We start from the raw sequence: 16,957 nt of genomic DNA on the forward strand, positions 1-16,957 counted from the left end.
TTCCCTATCGGTGATAGAGATGAAGGACACAAGCGCGCGGCTGACGCGCGACACGGTATTGCGCGCGGCGCTCGAATTGCTGGACGAGGTGGGGATCGACGGACTGTCGACGCGGCGGCTCGCCGAGCGGCTCGGCGTGCAGTCGCCGACGCTGTACTGGCATTTCAGGAACAAGGGCGAGCTGCTCGACGCGATGGCCGAGGCGATCATGCTCGAACGCCACGACGGGTCGCTGCCGAAGCCGGGTGACGTATGGGATGCGTGGCTCGCGGAGAACGCGCGCAGTTTTCGTCGCGCGTTGCTGGCCTATCGCGACGGCGCACGCCTGCATGCCGGGACGCGGCCGCGCGCGCTGCATTTCAGTTCGATCGAGCGCAAGGTCGCGCTGCTGGGTGAGGCCGGCTTTACGCCGGACGAAGCGGTCGACGTGATGGTGGCGATCGGCCGCTTTGTGGTCGGCTGGGTGCTGGAGGAGCAGGCGGCACCGGACGGCGACGCCGACGCGTTGCTGCCGGATGCGGCCGAGTATCCGCTGTTCGCGAAGGGCTGGGCCGTGCTGCGCGAATGCAGCGGCGACGAAGCTTTCGAGCGCGGCATCGCGTGGATCGTCGACGGCGCGCGAGCGCGCCTCGCGGCGCGTCACGCGGGCTGACGCGTTCAGCTACCCGGCGTGCTGCCGTCGAGGACGCGTTCGAGCGCGTCGAGCGCGCGGGCCGTCGAGTCCGGCGCGATGCAGTCGACGACGATCCGCTCGGGCATCGCGCGCAGCCACGTGATCTGGCGCTTGCAGAGCTGGCGCGTCGCGAAGATGCCCTTGTCGCGCATCGTCCGGTAGTCGGTGTCGCCGTCGAGGAATTCCCACGCCTGCCGGTAGCCGACGCAGCGCATCGACGGCAGGTCGGGATGGAGATCCTCGCGGCGGCGCAGCCGTTCGACTTCGTCGATGAAGCCCGCGTCGAGCATCGCGTCGAAGCGCTGCGCGATCCGGGCATGCAGCACCGCGCGATCCGACGGTTCGAGCGCGACCGGCACGAAGCGGTACGCGGCGGCCGCATCGTCCGTGCGACGCGGCGCGGCGAGCAGCACCGACATCGGCTGCCCGCTCAGCATGAAGATCTCGAGCGCACGCTGGATCCGCTGCGAATCGTTCGGCGCGAGCCGCGCGGCCGTGTCGGGATCGACCTGCGCGAGCCGTGCATGCAGCGCGGGCCAGCCGTCGCGCGCGGCTTCGGCATCGAGCGTCGCGCGCACGTCCGGATCGGCGCCGGGCAGGTCGTTGAGCCCCTGCGTCAGCGCCTTGTAGTACAGCATCGTGCCGCCGGCGAGCAGCGGCGTGCGGCCGCGCGCGATGATCTCGCCGACCAGGCGCAGCGTGTCCGAGCGGAATTCCGCGGCCGAATACGCGTCGGCCGGGTCGATGATGTCGATCAGGTGGTGCGGCACGCTCGCGCGCTCTTCGCGCGACGGTTTCGCGGTACCGATATCCATGTCGCGGTAGACGAGCGCCGAATCGACGCTGACGATCTCGATCGGGCGGCGCGCGGCGAGCGCCAGCGCCGCGGCCGTCTTGCCCGAAGCGGTGGGGCCGAGCAGGCAGGCGATCGTCGTCGGGCTGGACTGCGAAGAAGCGCTCATTGCCCGCGCATGAAGAGACGGTCGAGATCGTTCAGCGTGAGCTGATACCAGGTCGGCCGGCCGTGATTGCACTGGTCCGCGCGTTCGGTCGCCTCCATCTGGCGCAGCAGCGCGTTCATCTCGTCGAGCGTCAGGCGCCGGTTCGCGCGCACCGCATGATGGCAAGCAAGCGTGCCGAGCAGTTCGTGCTGGCGCTCGGTGAGCACGCGCGAGCCGCCGAACGCATGCAGGTCGGCGAGCACCGCGCGCGCGAGCGACTGCAGATCGGCGTCCTTCAGCAGCGCCGGCACCGCGCGGATCGCGAGCGTCGTCGGCGACAGCACCGCGAGGTCGAAGCCGAGCGATTCGAGCGTGTCGCGTTCTTCCTCGACCGTGCCGATCTCGACCGGCGTAGCCGTCATCGACACCGGCAGCAACAGCGACTGCACGGCGACCGTGCGATCCGCAAGCGCGTTCTTGAACTGCTCGTACAGGATCCGCTCGTGCGCCGCGTGCATGTCGACGATCACGAGGCCGTGTGCGTTCTGCGCGAGCACGTAGATGCCGTGGATCTGGCCGAGCGCGAAGCCGAGCGGCTGCTCGTCGTGCGCGGTGGCCGCGATCGCCGATGCGGTGAAGCCCGGCAGCGGTGCGATCGGCGCGTCGGACCCGTCGCGTGCGACGGTCGTCGTGCCGTCCGGCGTGCCGGCTCCCGTGTCCTTGCGGCCGAACAGCGCGTCGTAGAGCGCGAGCGGCTGCGCGACGGGCAGCGTGCCCTGCGTCATCCGCGCCTGGCGCATCCAGGTGTTGCCCGACGACGAGGACGACGACGGCGACGAGAAGCCGCCGCCCATGCCGCCGGTCCCGGTCCCGGACGCGTGCCCCTGGCTCTGCCCGAGCGGCGTGTACAGGAACGACGACGGCCCGCGCGGCGCGGGTTCGATATGCGCGGCATGGCCGCCCGCCGTGGTTTCCGGCGACGCGCCCGCGTGGCGCGCGAGCGCGCGCTGGACCGCATGGAACACGTACTGGTGGATCGAGCGCGAATCGCGGAAGCGCACCTCGATCTTCGACGGATGCACGTTCACGTCGACGGCTTCGGGCGGCAGGTCGAGGAACAGCACGTACGACGGGTAGCGGTCGCCGTGCAGCACGTCCTCGTAGGCTGCGCGCACCGCGTGCGTCAGCAGCTTGTCGCGCACGAAGCGGCCGTTGACGAAGAAATACTGCTGGTCGGCGCGCCCGCGGCTCGCGGTCGGCAGCCCGGCGCAGCCGTAGACGGCCAGCGGGCCGGCCTGTTCGTCGAGCGGCAGGTGCGCGGTCGCGAAGCTGTCGCCGAGGATCTTCGCGACGCGCTGCGCGGGCTCGGTCGCGTTCCAATGCTCGACGGCCTTGCCGTTGTGCAGCACCGAGATCGCGACGTCCGGCCGCGCGAGCGCCGCCCGGCGGATCATTTCCAGGCAGTGGCCGAACTCCGTCTGCTCGCTCTTCAGGAACTTGCGCCGCGCGGGCGTGTTGAAGTACAGCTCGCGCACCTCGATCGTCGTGCCGGTCGAGCCGGCGGCGGGCGACAGCACGCCCGTCTGCGCATCGATCTTCATCGCGTGCGCGGCATCGGCCGTCCGGCTCGTGATCGACATCTCGGCGACCGACGCGATCGACGCGAGCGCTTCGCCGCGAAAACCCAGCGTCGCGACCGCTTCGAGCTCCTCGAGCGAGCGGATCTTGCTGGTCGCGTGGCGCATCAGCGCGAGCGCGAGCTCGTCGGGCGGGATCCCGCAGCCGTCGTCGGTGATCGAGATGCGCTTCACGCCGCCTTCTTCCAGCACGATGCGCAGCGACGTCGCGCCGGCGTCCATCGCGTTCTCGAGCAGCTCCTTCACGACCGACGCCGGGCGTTCGACGACCTCGCCGGCGGCGATCTGGCTGATCAGCTGGTCGGGCAGGGGCTGGATCGCGCGCAGCGGGCGCGCAGCGGGGGCGGGCGCGGCGCCCGCGGCCGTTTCGGTGATATCGGACATGGCCGAATTATAGCGAGGCCGCGCCCGCGTGCCGGGGCGGCGAACCGTTACGTTTTTTCACGGAGCCTTAAGGTAGTTTCGGTATCATCACGCCAGTGCGCGCGCCGCCTTGGCTGGCGGGCGCCTCCGCCATCTCTGGCCTGTTCCGGCCGTTCCGGCCCTATCGCCTTCGAGGGAATCGCATTTGGATACGCTGCTTCATTTCGTCAACCTTGTCCTGCATATCGACGCCTTCCTCGGCGATTTCATCCGGCAGTACGGCGCGTGGGTCTATCTCGTGCTGTTCCTGATCGTGTTCTGCGAGACGGGGCTCGTCGTGTTCCCGTTCCTGCCGGGCGATTCGCTGCTGTTCATCGGCGGCGCGTTCGCGGCGAGCGGCGAAATGAACGTCGGCGCGCTGATCGTCCTGCTGCTCGTCGCGGCGATTTCCGGCAACACCGTGAACTACCTGATCGGCCGCTGGGTCGGCCCGAAGGTGTTCAATACGCATATCCCGGTGCTCGAGCGCTTCCTCGACCGCGCCGCGCTGCAGAAGACCCACTCGTTCTACGACAAGCACGGCGGCAAGACGATCGTGCTCGCACGCTTCATCCCGGTCGTGCGCACGTTCGCGCCGTTCGTCGCGGGCGCGTCGTCGATGAGCGCCGTGCGCTTCCAGCTCTTCAACGTGATCGGTGCGCTGGTCTGGGTGCTGCTGCTCGTGCTGCTCGGCTATTTCTTCGGCAACATCCCGTTCATCCGCCAGTACCTGAACGTGATCGTGCTGGTCGGGATCGGCGCGGCGATCGTGCCGGTCGCGCTCGGCGCGGCGTGGAAGCTGGTGCGCCGGAAGCAGTCGGACAATGTGCCGAAGGCGGGTGGGCGCTGAGCACGGGCGGTTCCGTCTTTTCGATGCAATAAAAAAGCGTGGCGGGTGCCACGCTTTTTTTTCGTCCGTGCGGTTCGGCTGCTGCTTGCGTTACGCGGTGCGATGCGCGACCGGCGTTTCGGGCGTCGGGTATTGCGCGTCGCGGAACGTCTCGAGGATCACGCGGTTGGTGTCGCAGTACACCTGCCAGTAGTGCTCGGGCGCCGTGGACGGGCGCACGAACAGCAGCGGGCCTTCCGGCGTGAACTGCAGCACGCCGACGTCCGGCGCCGGGGTGGTCAGTACGTTCGGGATCTGCTGGATCGACGACTTCAGGCGGTTGATCGCGTCCACTGCGTCGACGCCGTTCGCGATCTTCGCGGTCAGGTCGACACGGCGGTACGACGTCGCGCTGTAGTTGGCGATGTTGTCCGAGAAGATCTTGTTGTTGCCGACGATCGTGACGATGTTGTCGGCGGTGACGATCGTCGTGCCGAACAGGCCGAGTTCCTTCACCGTGCCGGTGACGCCGCCCGCGTTGATCACGTCGCCGATCTTGAAGGGGCGCAGCACCTGCATGAACACGCCGGCGGCGAAATGCGCGAGCAGGCCGCCCCATGCCGTGCCGATCGCGAGGCCGAGGCCGGCGAGCAGTGCCGCGAACGAGGTGGTCTGAACGCCGAAGATCTGCAGGATCGCGAGGATCAGCAGGATCGTCAGCAGCACGCCGACGACGGAGGTCAGGTAGTCGGTGAGCGTCGGGTCGACCTTGCCGCTGCGGCGGACGACCTTGCCGAGCAGGCGGGTAGCGATGCGGATCGCCCAGCGGCCGACGAACCACAATGCGATCGCGGCGAGGAGGTTGAGGCCGAAGTCGAGGCCGCGGGTCATCAGGAATTGCTGGGCGGTGGCGAGATCGATCATGCGTTCTCCGAAGTCAAGGGTGAAAAGGGCGGCGCATGCACCGGGATGGGTGGCGCTTTTATAACCTGACCTGTGACGGGCGAGCAACCCGCCTTACATTGATTGACGTAATGAAAAACGGGCAGGACGCGTGTGCGTGCTGCCCGTGACGGGTGTCGGTGTCGTGCCGATGGCGTCTGAAGTGGCTCGCACAGGTTGTCCCTGACGATTCGGCGACCGAGTATCGATCGCCGTCAACGCATCATTCGATCGCGAATATATTGGCGCCCCTGCCAACCGGCATAACGTATCGCATTGCGCGTCCAGCGCATCGCCTTGACGAGCGGGCGAGCGCGGTTGCCGCGAATTTTTTCGAGCGGTCGAGCCGCATTCGGCGCGAGTTGCCGGACGACTGCCTCGGGCGTCGTGAACAGCGAGCGCTGCCAGTCCCAATAGATCGCGTAACGCAGCAACACGCCCGCTGTCAGCATGTCGAGCGACAGCCGGCGTTCGCGCCACGGTTGCTCCAGTGCATCGTGCGTCAATCCCCAGCCGGCATAAAAGGGCAGGCCGTAGGTATGGACTTCCTTCCCGCGCATCAACGCATCGAAGCCGGCAAGTGACGACAGCGTATGCAACTCGTCCGTCACGTCGATCAGGGAAATGAGATCGGCGTCCGCGTCGACGACGTCTGCGAGGTGCGCTGCGTCGACAAGCCCGGCACGATTGCCGGACAGCACGTCCGGATGCGGTTTGTAAATGATGAATGCGTCCGGCAGGCGAGCACGTACTTCCTGCAGCAACGCTTCCGACGTGGCTATCGTGCCCGTTCCGAGTCGGATCGATGCATCGTCTGCAACCTGGCCCGCGACGAGCACGATACGTTTGCCTTGCGGAACACGCCATGTGGGTGCCCGACGGCCGAGATTGTATTTCGTGAGGCCGAGCCGCACGATCTCCTGTCTCAGCGCCGCCGCGCGCCGCAATTCCGGTTCGTCGAAGGTGGCCTGATTGAGAATGATGGTCAGGTCGCTGGGGCGACTCGCGTCGAAATACAGGCCGCGGCGGTCGATCACCTGGCTGCACGGCGGCGACATATCGGACCCGAGCCCTGTCGAATGAATGAAACCGTCCTCGATGCGGACGTGTGCTGCCCCGTCCGGCAGGCCTTCTGCCGAACGTCCACCCCATATCGCTGCGTGCTCGTCGGTGTGGGTGTCGCGCGGATTCGCTATCCAGCGTAACGTCCCGCCTCCTGCCGACAGGTACGGCGTCGCATACGGACGTTTCCACCACTGGAAGCGTACGCCGGCTACCCGGTCGAGGTCGCTGTAGCGGGCGGCGACGGCATGCTGCAGCTCGATGCAGTCGAGTGCGCTTTCTAGCGTGCCCTGGGTGCCGCGTGTCGGGTCGAGGTAATGCGCGAATTGCAGGAACGCTGCCTCGAACAACGCAAACACGGACGGGCGCGCACGGCGATCCGGCATCACCGTGCGATCCTGCGTCAATCCCCAGCCGGCGTAATACGGCGTGCCGAACACGTGAACCGGCACGCCGGCCAGAAGTGCGGCCATCCCTTCGGACGCGCCGACGACATAGACGGCGTCGGCTTGTCGAAGAATGTCCCGCAGGGAATGCGCAACGTCGAGGACTCGAACATTTTCAGGCAGTTGCATCTTGTTCGACAGCCAATCGCCGGCGCCTGCATCGGCGGAGCGCAAGATCCACAAGCGGGCGTCGGGGTGTGCGATATGCGCTACATCCGCCATCGCAGCAAAATTCCCGCGGCGTTGCCCGGCCGGCGTGCAGGTGTCGGAATGCGACGTTTCTCTTTCGTCTATCAGCACAATGCGCTTGTCGCGGCCGGACGCGTGCCATGCCTCAGGCAATTCAGCCACCCGGTGCCGGACATGCAACGCGTCGCTTTCGAGCACTCGGTGAATCAGGTCCCGACATCGCGCTTCCGCGTCGGTGCCGAGCGAGTCCCGGAGCACGCGATCGAGTGCGGCGACAAGCCCGCCACGAGCAATCAGATCCGGCGGAATGCGGAACCACGAAAGAGGCGGCGCGTGCCGGACGAAGACGGGGCCGGGGCAGACCGGGTAGACGGTACGTCCGAGCGATACGGAAGCTCGGGCAAATGCGGCGCCGAGCCGCGAATCGACCCACACGAACGGTGATTTTCCGGTCGGCCAGTTGCCCCTACGCTTGCCGGGCACAATGGAGGTTGCGTCGAATGGCTGGATTTCGGGCGTCATCGAGGACTCAGTCGGTGCCGGATTCATTTACCGGAGCGACTCGAGAAAGCCGTCGATTCGTTCAAAGTGCTCGGCCCACGTCGGCGCTCGAAAGCGTTCGATCCGCGCGATCTGGTTCGCCCGATCAGCGCTATCCGGCAGGGCGTACGCGCGAATCCGCGCGAGCCATCCCGGCCCGTCGAGCGGGTCGAGATAGTCGGGAATGTCCGACGCGATCTCGTGAAAGACCGGCAAGTCGCTGGCGAGCACCGGCACGCCCAGCATCAACGCTTCGACGAGCGGCATGCCGTAGCCTTCGGCGAACGACGGAAACACGAGTGCGCGCGCATGCTGCAACCACGCATGCAGCCGATCGTCGCTGCAATCCGATTCCTCGATGACCGCACCGCGAATCGCGGCGCACCGCTCCAGCATGTCGACGACGTTCTCGCATTCCCAGCCGCGTCGGCCGATGACGACGAGCTTGGGGGCGGCGTCACCCATCTGTTCGACCAGATGCCGCCATACGTGCAGGATGAACCAGTGGTTCTTGCGCGGTTCAATCGTGCTGAGCATCACGAAATAGGGTGCCGCGATCGGCGGTGGACTCGGCGGATGAGGCTCCACCGCGGGTGCGAGTGGTGCGACGACGACCGGTGGCAGCGGCAGCGACGCCTGCCGTGCCTCGTTTGCCAGTTCGTCGTAGGTCGCCTGTGAGTTGCTGATCAAGCCGCTCGCGTGCCGTAGCGCGGTATGGATGCGGGCGCGATGCGATGCGTCCACGCCCGGGCGGCAGTACTCCGGATGCGTCAACGGAATGAGGTCGTGGACCATGAAGACCGGGCGCGCGTTGCGCTGCGCCATCGACCGATAGTAACGGGTGAACTCCATCCCGTTGTGACTTGTATGCAACAAAATTGCGCGATCGAATCGCGGCGGATAAAGCTGCTTCAGCAACGCGGAAGCGACAATCTTGCGCAGCGCCCATCGGTCCCGACTGGATGACACCAGCAACGCGAATATTTTTCGCGAGTCTTTTTCCGTTAAAACGGTCGAAAAGCCGCGCTCGCTCAGGACTGCACGTGCGTGATCGCCATATCGGCGGATGTAAGCCAGTCCTACTCGGTCTACCCCGGTGGGGATCAGGCCATCATAAAAGCGGGTGGCAAGACGAGTGACGTCCAGAAGTATTTTTGTCACGCAGGTGCAATGTGGTTGTGCGCACGGAAATGAAAGATGTTTCTGTTTGCCGAAGCCCGATGGCTCATGCAACAATTCCGCCGGGTAATTCTATGGCATCTCGCATGGCGGGACAATTCGCGTGTGCGCATCTATCGATCAGCACAAATGCCGAGCGTGCCAAACCGAAATGAAGCTAGATGTCAGATTTACCGATCCGCTTGCGTCCTCGCGCGCGGCGGCAATGGATTTTTGAGACCGCACCTGTTTGCACCAAACCGGCTCGCGCCTTAGCGGGCAAGGGGTTGGCTGCTTGTAAGCCAGGGCCGCTGGACGGCGAAAAAACCGAAGGAACCTCAAGGGTATCTGTCGGCGATTCGGATGCTCCACGCCGGTGAATTCTCCGGTACATCTTACATTGTGCGGTAAAATCCGGCGGCCTTTGAATGACTGGATTGTTAAATGCAGAGTTTAAATCGCAGTGTTTGGTTGGCTGCTGCCATCGGCGGTGCCATTGGGTTGGCTGCTTGCGGGGCCATTCCCACGTCGGGGCCGAGTCGTTCCGAAATTAACGCCAGTGGCGCAGGCACAAATCAGGTCAGTTCGCAAGGAATCCAGGTCGTTGATGTGACGGACCAGATTGCGCGGCAACTCTATGCGGGCCGCAAGAGCACTGACTTCGCTGCAACATTGGGCGATAACTCGGCGTTTCAGCAACAACTGGGCGTAGGTGATGTAGTGGAGGTGTCGATTTGGGAAGCGCCGCCTGCCACCTTGTTCGGCGGCGGTTCGAGCGACTCCCCGGCGCCAAGCGGTGTACCGACCGGCGCGCGGCTGACCAAGCTGCCGACGCAAGTGATCGATGGCAACGGCAACATCCATGTGCCGTTCGTGGGCGCGATCAAGGCAACCGGGCGTACGCCAAGCCAATTGCAAGCCTATATCGCGGCGCGCTTGAAAAATATCGCACATGATCCGCAGGTTCTGGTGCAACTGGCGCGCAACGAGACCTCTTATGTCACCGTAGTGGGAGACGTAACGAGCAGTACGCGCATGCAACTGAGCGCGCGCGGCGAACGAGTGCTTGACGCAGTCGCTGCGGCGGGTGGCGTGAAGCAGCCGATCAACAAGACCATGATTCAGGTGACGCGTGGCGAAACCGTCGCGCTGGAGCCCCTGGAGACGGTGATTCGCGATCCGCGCCAGAACGTGCCGCTCAAGGCGGGTGACGTCGTCACCGCATTGTTTCAGCCCTACAGCTTTACTGCGTTCGGTGCGACGGGCAAGAACGAGGAAATCAATTTCGAGGCGCAGGGCATCACGCTGGCTCAGGCGTTGGCGCGGGCAGGCGGCCTGCAGGACTCACGCTCGGACGCACAGGGCGTATTCATTTTCCGGCTGGAAGATCAGCAGGCGCTCAAGTGGCCCAACCAGCCAGTGAGAACGACGGCCAACGGCAAAGTCCCCGTCATTTACCACATCAATCTGAAAGACCCGGATTCGTTCTTCGTGGCGCAGAGCTTCATGATGGGCAACAAGGACGTCCTCTACGTCTCCAATGCGCCGGTGGCGGAACTGCAGAAAGTGCTGAACCTAGTGTTCTCCGTAGCTTACCCGATCGTGTCTGGTGTGCAGACGTTCAAATAATTATGAAATTTCTGAAGCGCATTAATCGTTTGTTTTTGATAACGGTCGTCATACCTACCAGTATTGCGATTATTTATTTTGGTTTGATTGCTAGTGATGAATACACTTCCGTCAGCAGTTTTCTGATTCGCAGCCCGCAGCAATCCAGCGCTGCAGGGCTGGGTGGGCTGCTGAAAGGTGTCGGAGGATTTTCTCAGCCTGAAGGGAGTGCGTATACAGTTCAGAAATACATTCTCTCGCGTGATGCGATGATGGTTCTGGATCGAGAGCAGCACATAAAATCAGAATTTCAAAAAGGATCAATCGATTTTGTGAATCGATTTTCCATCCTTGGCTTTAATGAAAGTCTGGAAGAGTTTTATCTTTACTATGGCAAGAAAATCGTAGATGCGAAAGTCGATGCCGATTCTCCGATTGTGACGTTGAGCACCAATGCGTATGACGCACGTCTCGCCTGGAGCATGAACAAGCGCCTCCTGGAGCTGGGCGAGCGAATCGTCAACCAGATGAACGCGCGAGCCAGAGCTGACTTGATCAATACTGCCCAACACGACGTCGACGTCGCCAAGGAAAATAATCGCGTCGCCACATTGGCGTTGGCACGTTATCGGAACAATGCGGGTGTAATCGATCCTGAGCGCCAGTCCACCATTCCGTTGCAGCAGGTCGGGAAATTGCAGGACGATCTGATTGCCACCCGTGTGCAGATTGCCCAGATGGAGCGACTGTCGCCTGCCAACCCGGGGCTGCCGACTTTGCGGGATCGTGCCAAGTTGCTGCAACAGGCAATCGATCAGGTGAGCCAGCACGTTGCCGGTAGCCAAGGCGCCTCGTTAGCCAGCAAGGCTGCGGAGTTCCAGCGTCTGACGTTGGAAAAGGATGTGGCTGACAAGATTCTTGCGGGCGCCATAACGTTGTTGGATCAGGCGCGCGTCGAAGCCGAGCGAAAGCAGCTCTACCTCGAGCGTATCTCCGAACCCAGTTTGCCGGATCACGCGATGAATCCGCGCCGTGCGCGAGCGATTCTCGCGACGTTCCTTCTTGGCCTGGTCCTGTGGGGCGTGCTGACCATCGTTATCGGTGGAGTGAAAGAACACTATGAACGTTGATCACCGTCCCCCGACATTCACGGATCAACTGCGCATCCAGGTCAGAGTAATCTGGGCGTTGGTGATGCGCGAAATGATCACGCGCTTCGGCCGAGAGGGGCTGGGCGTGCTGTGGATAATGGCCGAGCCGGCTATGTTCGTTATCGGGGTGATGGTTATTTTCAGTCATACCGAAACGACGACGCGGTATTCGGTAGCTGAGTATCTGGCTGTTAGTTATCCAACCTTGCTCCTTTGGCGGAATACTACCGGCCGAGTGATGAAGGCCATCGAATTCAATCGCGCATTGCTGCACCACAAGCCGATTCGTCCGATCGATATATTATATTCGCGGATCATCCTCGAGTTTGCGGGGGCGGCTGCTTCATTCCTGGTGTTGTACGTTGTGCTCGTCGTAATTGGTATTTGCCAATTCCCGGCTGATTTGCTGAGCATGATTCTCGGGTATCTTCTTGTCGTCTGGTTTTCGTTCAATTTCGTCATGACCATGGCGGCATTGTCGGAATTGAGCGAGGCGATAGAGCGGGTTTCGCACATCATCCTGTATCTGATGATTCCGTTTTCGGGGGTCTTTATACCCACGTATGTTCTTCCGCCGAAAATAGGTGAGTTGATGACGTATTTTCCCTTGATCGATGCCGTGGAGTATTTCCACTACGGATATTACGGGGATCGTATGCCGACGATGTTTTATCTCGACTATACCGTAGCCGTGCTGACGTTTTTTACACTCTTTGCGCTTTCGATTGCTCACGTCGCCATTCGGCGCGTGCAGTTGAACTGAGGTGAAGCATGATTGAATTGCGCAATGTCACCAAACGTTACTCAATCCATCACGGGCGTTCGCATCGCGAAGTGCTCAGAGGCGTCAACCTGCGTGTGCAGGCGGGCGAGCGGTGGGGGATTCTCGGGCGCAACGGTGCCGGGAAATCGACGTTGATTCGTATCATCAGCGGCTCTGACAAACCGCATTCCGGTGAGGTCGTCAAGTCTATGTCCGTATCGTGGCCGCTGGCATTTGGCGGCACATTCCAGGGCAGCCTGACGGGCAAGGATAATGTACGCCTGATCTCTCGTGTATATAACGTCGACTATCGAAAAGCGCTCGACCTGGTCGAGGATTTCGCCGAGCTCGGTGCGTACCTTGACGAACCGGTCAAGTCGTATTCTTCCGGCATGGCTTCGAGGCTGGCTTTTGCTATCTCGATGTCGATCGAATTTGATTGTTTCTTGATCGACGAAGGGATGTCCGTTGGCGATCACCGTTTTCATCAGAAATGCAATGTCGAATTGTTCGAGAAGCGCGGTGATCGAGCGATGATTATCGTTGCGCACCAGACAGATCTTATCCGGAATCACTGCAGCCATGCTGCGGTGCTTGACAATGGTGTGCTGAAGGCTTGTGAAACAGTTGACGAGGCGATTCGGATCTACGAATCGCTTTAACGTCGTGGAAGAGTTGTTTTCTGTAGGTGACTGCCTGAAATGTGTCCGCTGATTCTTGCGAGGGAGGAGCGCGTCACATCAAGTTCGGCAGTCGGTTGGATACTTGGTGGATGTGGCCCGGGTATTTGTAGAGGGAACGAACCGAATTTGTAAGGCTGCATCCGATTTGTAATCGATTGTTCAGTGTGGAAGACCTTTTCGCACGAAGATTGGAACGGATGCGACAACGTAGAGCTGGTTTCCTCGCAAGCGGCGGGGAGGCGCTCTGTCGCTATTCCAGGTTTTATAATTAAATTGCGGGAGTGAAATTCGTGAAGCGAGTGGATTTTGAATTTTATCGTGACTGGTATCCGGAAATCAAAGATCTGAGCGATGGTGAGATCGTCAATCACTGGCGTGCCAGCAATAACCTCACGAGACACGTCCGCAATATTTTCGGGGTTCGCCATCGTGGCAACGGGAAAAGAACACACTCGTCGTTCTCGGATCTGACCGAGTCGCTCAATCTGAGCGTGTCGAATATTCCAAATGATTTTGATTGGAAAAAATACATCCTGCTGAACAGTGATCTGCCTCAGTCGTGGAGTCGTTGGCATGCGATGCTGCATTATCTGCAGTATGGCATCGCGGAACAGAGAAGCTACAGAGAGCAGGGATTCTCCGAGGTAGGTGCCTTTGTCGAGTTCAATGCTGACTGGTATGCCAAGATTTATAATCTGGCAGATGACCAACAACCGGTCCGGCATTATCAGGAGGTTGGCAGGGTCAATTTGCTTGCTCCGAATGCTGAATTTTCGCCGATTAGTTACTGGAAATTCAACCCGGATGTCGCTCACACGTTGACTGACCCTTTGCTACATTATGTGTCACACGGTCATGCGGAGCAGCGGGAGTTTTCCCGAGTGGATATCCCGTTCGAGAAATCACGTAAAATCTACTCTCCGGAAGAAATTGCCGCGGCTCGCCAATTTTTCCAATTCAATTCAGATTTTTATCTCGAAAATAGGCCGGATCTGAAAAATGCCGGTGTGGATCCCTTTGAGCACTATATGGTGTTCGGGGAAACCGAGCGTGCTCAGCCGTCCAGATTTTTTGATCCGTCCTACTACAAGGAAAAATATTCGTCGAGCCTGGAGCGTTGGCCGCATTCCGCGCTTGAGCATTTCCTTTCAATTGGCATGTTGACGGGTCATTTTCCGTCGCAAGCGGTCGCCGCTGGGGCGAGACGACTGAACTATCACTCGGCAATCGAGTGGGTTCGTCATTGGCTGGGGTTGAGTGAGTCAGCCCAGGGCAAAAAAGAGTTGCACCCGCTCGAAGGTGAAGGCGGCTACGCGGAAGCCAAGTACGAAAAATCCGCAAAATCTGCCGGTACGAAAACGCTGAACTGGGTAATTCCGCTGTTCTCGAAGGGGGGAGGCGGACACACGACCATTTTTAGATGCGCTAGAACGTTGGCGCGGCTGGGTTGGAAGTCGGTGTTCTGGGTCGATGACGCGACCAATAGCGCTCAAATCGATGCGCTGTATTCTGAATATATCGGCCATTTTCCGAGTACGAATGTCTCTTTCCGCCTGATGGAGAGCGGGTTCAAGTCGATTGAGAACGAGTTCTTGATCGCGACGGCCTGGACAACCGTATATACCGTTGCCGAGAATGTGAAGTCGAATGTCAGGCTGTATTTTCTGCAGGACAGGGAAAGTCTGTTCCTGCCGGCGGGAACGGATGCACTTCGCGCCGAGTACACGTTCAAGATGGGGTTGGACTTTGTGTGTGCAGGGAATTGGCTTGAATCGCTGATTTCCGATCAGGAAGGTGATCACACGCATTTTGAATTGTGCGCGGAGTCGGTTTTCCAGAAAAAGGATCCCAAACTGGAGGAGCGCGATATCCTCGCAGTCATATACGTCCGCGGGCATACGAATCGACGCTGTTCGGACTTGATGATCGACGTGGCAAATCGACTTTCCAGGTTAGGAATGGGCGAGGTTGTAATTTTCGGCGACGACGAGCCGGGGCCTCGTGTGTCGTCGGCTGTCACGAACGCTGGGATACTGAGCGTTCAACAGATGGCGGAGTTGTTTCAGCGAGCGAAATTTGGCCTTGCGGCTTCGGCGACCAACTATTCGATCTTGCCGGTGGAACTGGCGGCGGCTGGAACAATCGTCATTCAGCCGAGATCCGAGTCGACGCAGAAAACTACCGATATTCACGGGGCGATATCTGTCGCGCCTACGAGCGAAGCAGTCGTCGGGAAAATCCTTTCGTTGGCGAAGAATCTTGATCAATCGAAATTCGATGAGCTCCGCAGTGAGTACATGAACTTCGCACGCTCAATTTCATGGGAAAGCGAATTCGAGAAACTGTCGAGCTGGCTTGATGGAAAATTGAGCCCGAATCATCGCGGCGCTCCCGCTGTCGTTGTGAAAAAGAGTGTCGGTGTCGTCATACCTACGTATTACCCAGATATGGATTTCGAAGGAGTGGTTGAGGCAATACACGGGCAATTGACGTCCTACAACACCGAAATTCAAATTGTCGATACGCGGAAAGGCGGGGAAGTATCTCCGGTCATCGAAAAAATCGAAAGACTCGGTTTGGCGAAGGTTCATGCGATTGATGTGTCGCAGTTCCAGCATGGCGACACTCGCAATCTCGGGGCGGAGTTGCATCAAGCGGATTATTACGCTTATCTGACACAGGATGCGCTTCCGGCAACCGAATATTGGCTGGAATCATTGGTGTCTCCGCTTGCCATGTTGCCGGACTGCGGGTACTCGTTTGGGGCGCATCGGGCCTATCCGCAGCACCATCCGATTTACGATTACGACCTTTCCCAGCATTTCGGCAATATTGGGATGCAGTTTGGCATTTTGACGGACAGAAGGCGCTGGGGCGATCGATATCAAAGCGATCAATTCTTCAGGGCCGGACTGTGCTTCAACAGTGACAACAACGCTGCCTATCGGGGGGATTTGCTCAGGCACTACCGTTTCCCGAGCGTCGAGTTTGCGGAAGATCAAGGGATCGCGAAGCGATTGCTCGATGCTGGGTATTCTCGAGCGTATTGCCCGGGTGCTGTCGTGTTTCATTCCCACGACTACACGAGCAACCCCACGGAGTCGTTCAAGAGAGGGACGGAAGAGGCGGAAGCTTTGTTCCAAAATTTCGGGATCGTGAGATTTTCTTCCGTAAAGGACTATCTGTATTCAATTCGACACATCGAACGGGCAGTCATGATGGATGCCGCTCAACTTGGTCTGGCTCAATCTGATTGCGCCGGGATTATCGAGGCTAAGAAAAAATACATCGACGGGCTGTGGTTCGTTTCGAGAAATCTTCTCGAAAAACGCGACACTGTGAAGATGTGAATTAAATGATTTCGTGTGCGGGGTACGCTCTCCGTGCACGATATCGGGTAGATCCGATATATCGTTAGTTAACTCCGGGGAGTGCTGGGCGGTGAGTCGACGGGCAGGGTGCAAATGAGATGGCGTCCTGTCTTGTGGATGAAGCTGTGAAGCGACGATCGTCGAGGCCATTCGGGATCCAAAGCAAGCCTCGCTTCCCGGACCTTTCACCTGTATGTCGGATTGTCTCCATGAGCCGAACGCAGCAGATTTACCGCGAATGCCAGGTTCGCTCGGGGAACAGGTTAGGCAGGCGCGCAGCGCTCCCGGTCAAACCCTCGCGTCATGTCATGCGACGGCGAGAAGAATACTTGACGACATGAAACGTGGCGCGATCCACAAGCGGATCCGTGCCTCGCTCCATTGGGCGGCGAGCGCTGGATTGCGCTGCGAGTTTCCGCGTACCGCCTTGAGTGCACGGTGGCTGGCGGCCGGGCACAACTTTTCCCTCGCATTTCTCGTCCAGGCGTTTTCATGTGTGCTGGCGCGGGGCATCGTGCCGAGCTTTTCCGCTTCAATGGCCGGCGCTTCGTCACGTGCGCTC

General features: G+C 60.4%; 12 protein-coding genes. 7 read left to right on the forward strand and 5 right to left on the reverse strand.

Annotated features, from left to right (window positions below; all coding sequences use genetic code 11):
* The first annotated feature begins 19 nt into the window (after positions 1-19).
* Complete coding sequence (gene tetR / locus U5798_RS09960; RefSeq protein ID WP_322081927.1) at positions 20-652, forward strand: tetracycline resistance transcriptional repressor TetR; 633 nt, start codon at positions 20-22, stop codon at positions 650-652.
* A 5-nt stretch (positions 653-657) separates the two neighbouring features.
* On the opposite strand, the gene miaA is transcribed toward tetR, so the two are convergent.
* On the reverse strand, positions 658-1,635 hold the full coding sequence (miaA, locus tag U5798_RS09965) for a tRNA (adenosine(37)-N6)-dimethylallyltransferase MiaA (RefSeq protein ID WP_322081928.1): 978 nt from the start codon (positions 1,633-1,635) through the stop codon (positions 658-660).
* Positions 1,632-3,635 carry a DNA mismatch repair endonuclease MutL gene (mutL, locus tag U5798_RS09970; RefSeq protein ID WP_322081929.1) on the reverse strand — a complete coding sequence of 668 codons (2,004 nt, stop codon included), beginning with the start codon at positions 3,633-3,635 and terminating at the stop codon, positions 1,632-1,634. Before mutL ends, miaA begins: the two co-directional genes overlap by 4 nt.
* Positions 3,636-3,819: 184 nt before the next feature.
* Between mutL and U5798_RS09975 the strand changes: the two genes are divergently transcribed.
* Positions 3,820-4,503 (forward strand): DedA family protein, encoded by a 684-nt coding sequence (locus U5798_RS09975; protein ID WP_124449352.1) that lies wholly within the window; start codon positions 3,820-3,822, stop codon positions 4,501-4,503.
* Between the two features lie 90 nt (positions 4,504-4,593).
* Here U5798_RS09975 and U5798_RS09980 read toward each other — a convergent pair whose 3' ends face one another.
* The 3 genes from U5798_RS09980 to U5798_RS09990 all read right to left on the reverse strand — a co-directional run bounded on the left by U5798_RS09980 (position 4,594) and on the right by U5798_RS09990 (position 8,822).
* Positions 4,594-5,406 carry a mechanosensitive ion channel family protein gene (locus U5798_RS09980; protein ID WP_124449350.1) on the reverse strand — a complete coding sequence of 271 codons (813 nt, stop codon included), beginning with the start codon at positions 5,404-5,406 and terminating at the stop codon, positions 4,594-4,596.
* A 233-nt stretch (positions 5,407-5,639) separates the two neighbouring features.
* Positions 5,640-7,643 carry a capsular biosynthesis protein gene (locus U5798_RS09985; RefSeq protein ID WP_322081930.1) on the reverse strand — a complete coding sequence of 668 codons (2,004 nt, stop codon included), beginning with the start codon at positions 7,641-7,643 and terminating at the stop codon, positions 5,640-5,642.
* A 27-nt stretch (positions 7,644-7,670) separates the two neighbouring features.
* On the reverse strand, positions 7,671-8,822 hold the full coding sequence (locus U5798_RS09990) for a glycosyltransferase family 1 protein (RefSeq protein ID WP_322081931.1): 1,152 nt from the start codon (positions 8,820-8,822) through the stop codon (positions 7,671-7,673).
* Between the two features lie 441 nt (positions 8,823-9,263).
* Between U5798_RS09990 and U5798_RS09995 the strand changes: the two genes are divergently transcribed.
* From U5798_RS09995 to U5798_RS10015, 5 genes are all read left to right on the forward strand, one after another.
* A complete protein-coding gene (locus tag U5798_RS09995) occupies positions 9,264-10,448 on the forward strand; it encodes a polysaccharide biosynthesis/export family protein (protein WP_322081932.1) in 1,185 nt (394 codons plus the stop codon).
* A gap of 2 nt (positions 10,449-10,450) precedes the next feature.
* A complete protein-coding gene (locus tag U5798_RS10000) occupies positions 10,451-11,557 on the forward strand; it encodes a hypothetical protein (protein ID WP_322081933.1) in 1,107 nt (368 codons plus the stop codon).
* The gene (locus U5798_RS10005) at positions 11,547-12,341 is read left to right on the forward strand and encodes an ABC transporter permease (protein ID WP_322081934.1); all 795 of its coding nucleotides are present in this window, start codon (positions 11,547-11,549) and stop codon (positions 12,339-12,341) included. The genes U5798_RS10000 and U5798_RS10005 overlap by 11 nt, the downstream gene beginning before the upstream one ends.
* 8 nt (positions 12,342-12,349) lie before the next feature.
* Complete coding sequence (locus U5798_RS10010; protein WP_069706525.1) at positions 12,350-13,003, forward strand: ABC transporter ATP-binding protein; 654 nt, start codon at positions 12,350-12,352, stop codon at positions 13,001-13,003.
* A 311-nt stretch (positions 13,004-13,314) separates the two neighbouring features.
* Entirely contained in the window at positions 13,315-16,374 is a 3,060-nt protein-coding gene (locus U5798_RS10015) for a hypothetical protein (RefSeq protein WP_322081935.1), read from the forward strand.
* Positions 16,375-16,957 lie beyond the last annotated feature (583 nt).

It is taken from the genome of Burkholderia sp. BCC1972 (assembly GCF_905339605.1).
Classification (GTDB): Bacteria; Pseudomonadota; Gammaproteobacteria; order Burkholderiales; family Burkholderiaceae; genus Burkholderia.

What these genes read in the sequence shown, in the direction of transcription:
- tetR (WP_322081927.1), top strand. Translation starts at nt 20, where the DNA reads ATGAAGGACACAAGCGCGCGGCTGACGCGCGACACGGTATTGCGCGCG.
- miaA (WP_322081928.1), bottom strand. Translation starts at nt 1,635, where the DNA reads ATGAGCGCTTCTTCGCAGTCCAGCCCGACGACGATCGCCTGCCTGCTC.
- mutL (WP_322081929.1), bottom strand. Translation starts at nt 3,635, where the DNA reads ATGTCCGATATCACCGAAACGGCCGCGGGCGCCGCGCCCGCCCCCGCT.
- U5798_RS09980 (WP_124449350.1), bottom strand. Translation starts at nt 5,406, where the DNA reads ATGATCGATCTCGCCACCGCCCAGCAATTCCTGATGACCCGCGGCCTC.
- U5798_RS09985 (WP_322081930.1), bottom strand. Translation starts at nt 7,643, where the DNA reads ATGACGCCCGAAATCCAGCCATTCGACGCAACCTCCATTGTGCCCGGC.
- U5798_RS09995 (WP_322081932.1), top strand. Translation starts at nt 9,264, where the DNA reads ATGCAGAGTTTAAATCGCAGTGTTTGGTTGGCTGCTGCCATCGGCGGT.
- U5798_RS10000 (WP_322081933.1), top strand. Translation starts at nt 10,451, where the DNA reads ATGAAATTTCTGAAGCGCATTAATCGTTTGTTTTTGATAACGGTCGTC.
- U5798_RS10005 (WP_322081934.1), top strand. Translation starts at nt 11,547, where the DNA reads ATGAACGTTGATCACCGTCCCCCGACATTCACGGATCAACTGCGCATC.
- U5798_RS10010 (WP_069706525.1), top strand. Translation starts at nt 12,350, where the DNA reads ATGATTGAATTGCGCAATGTCACCAAACGTTACTCAATCCATCACGGG.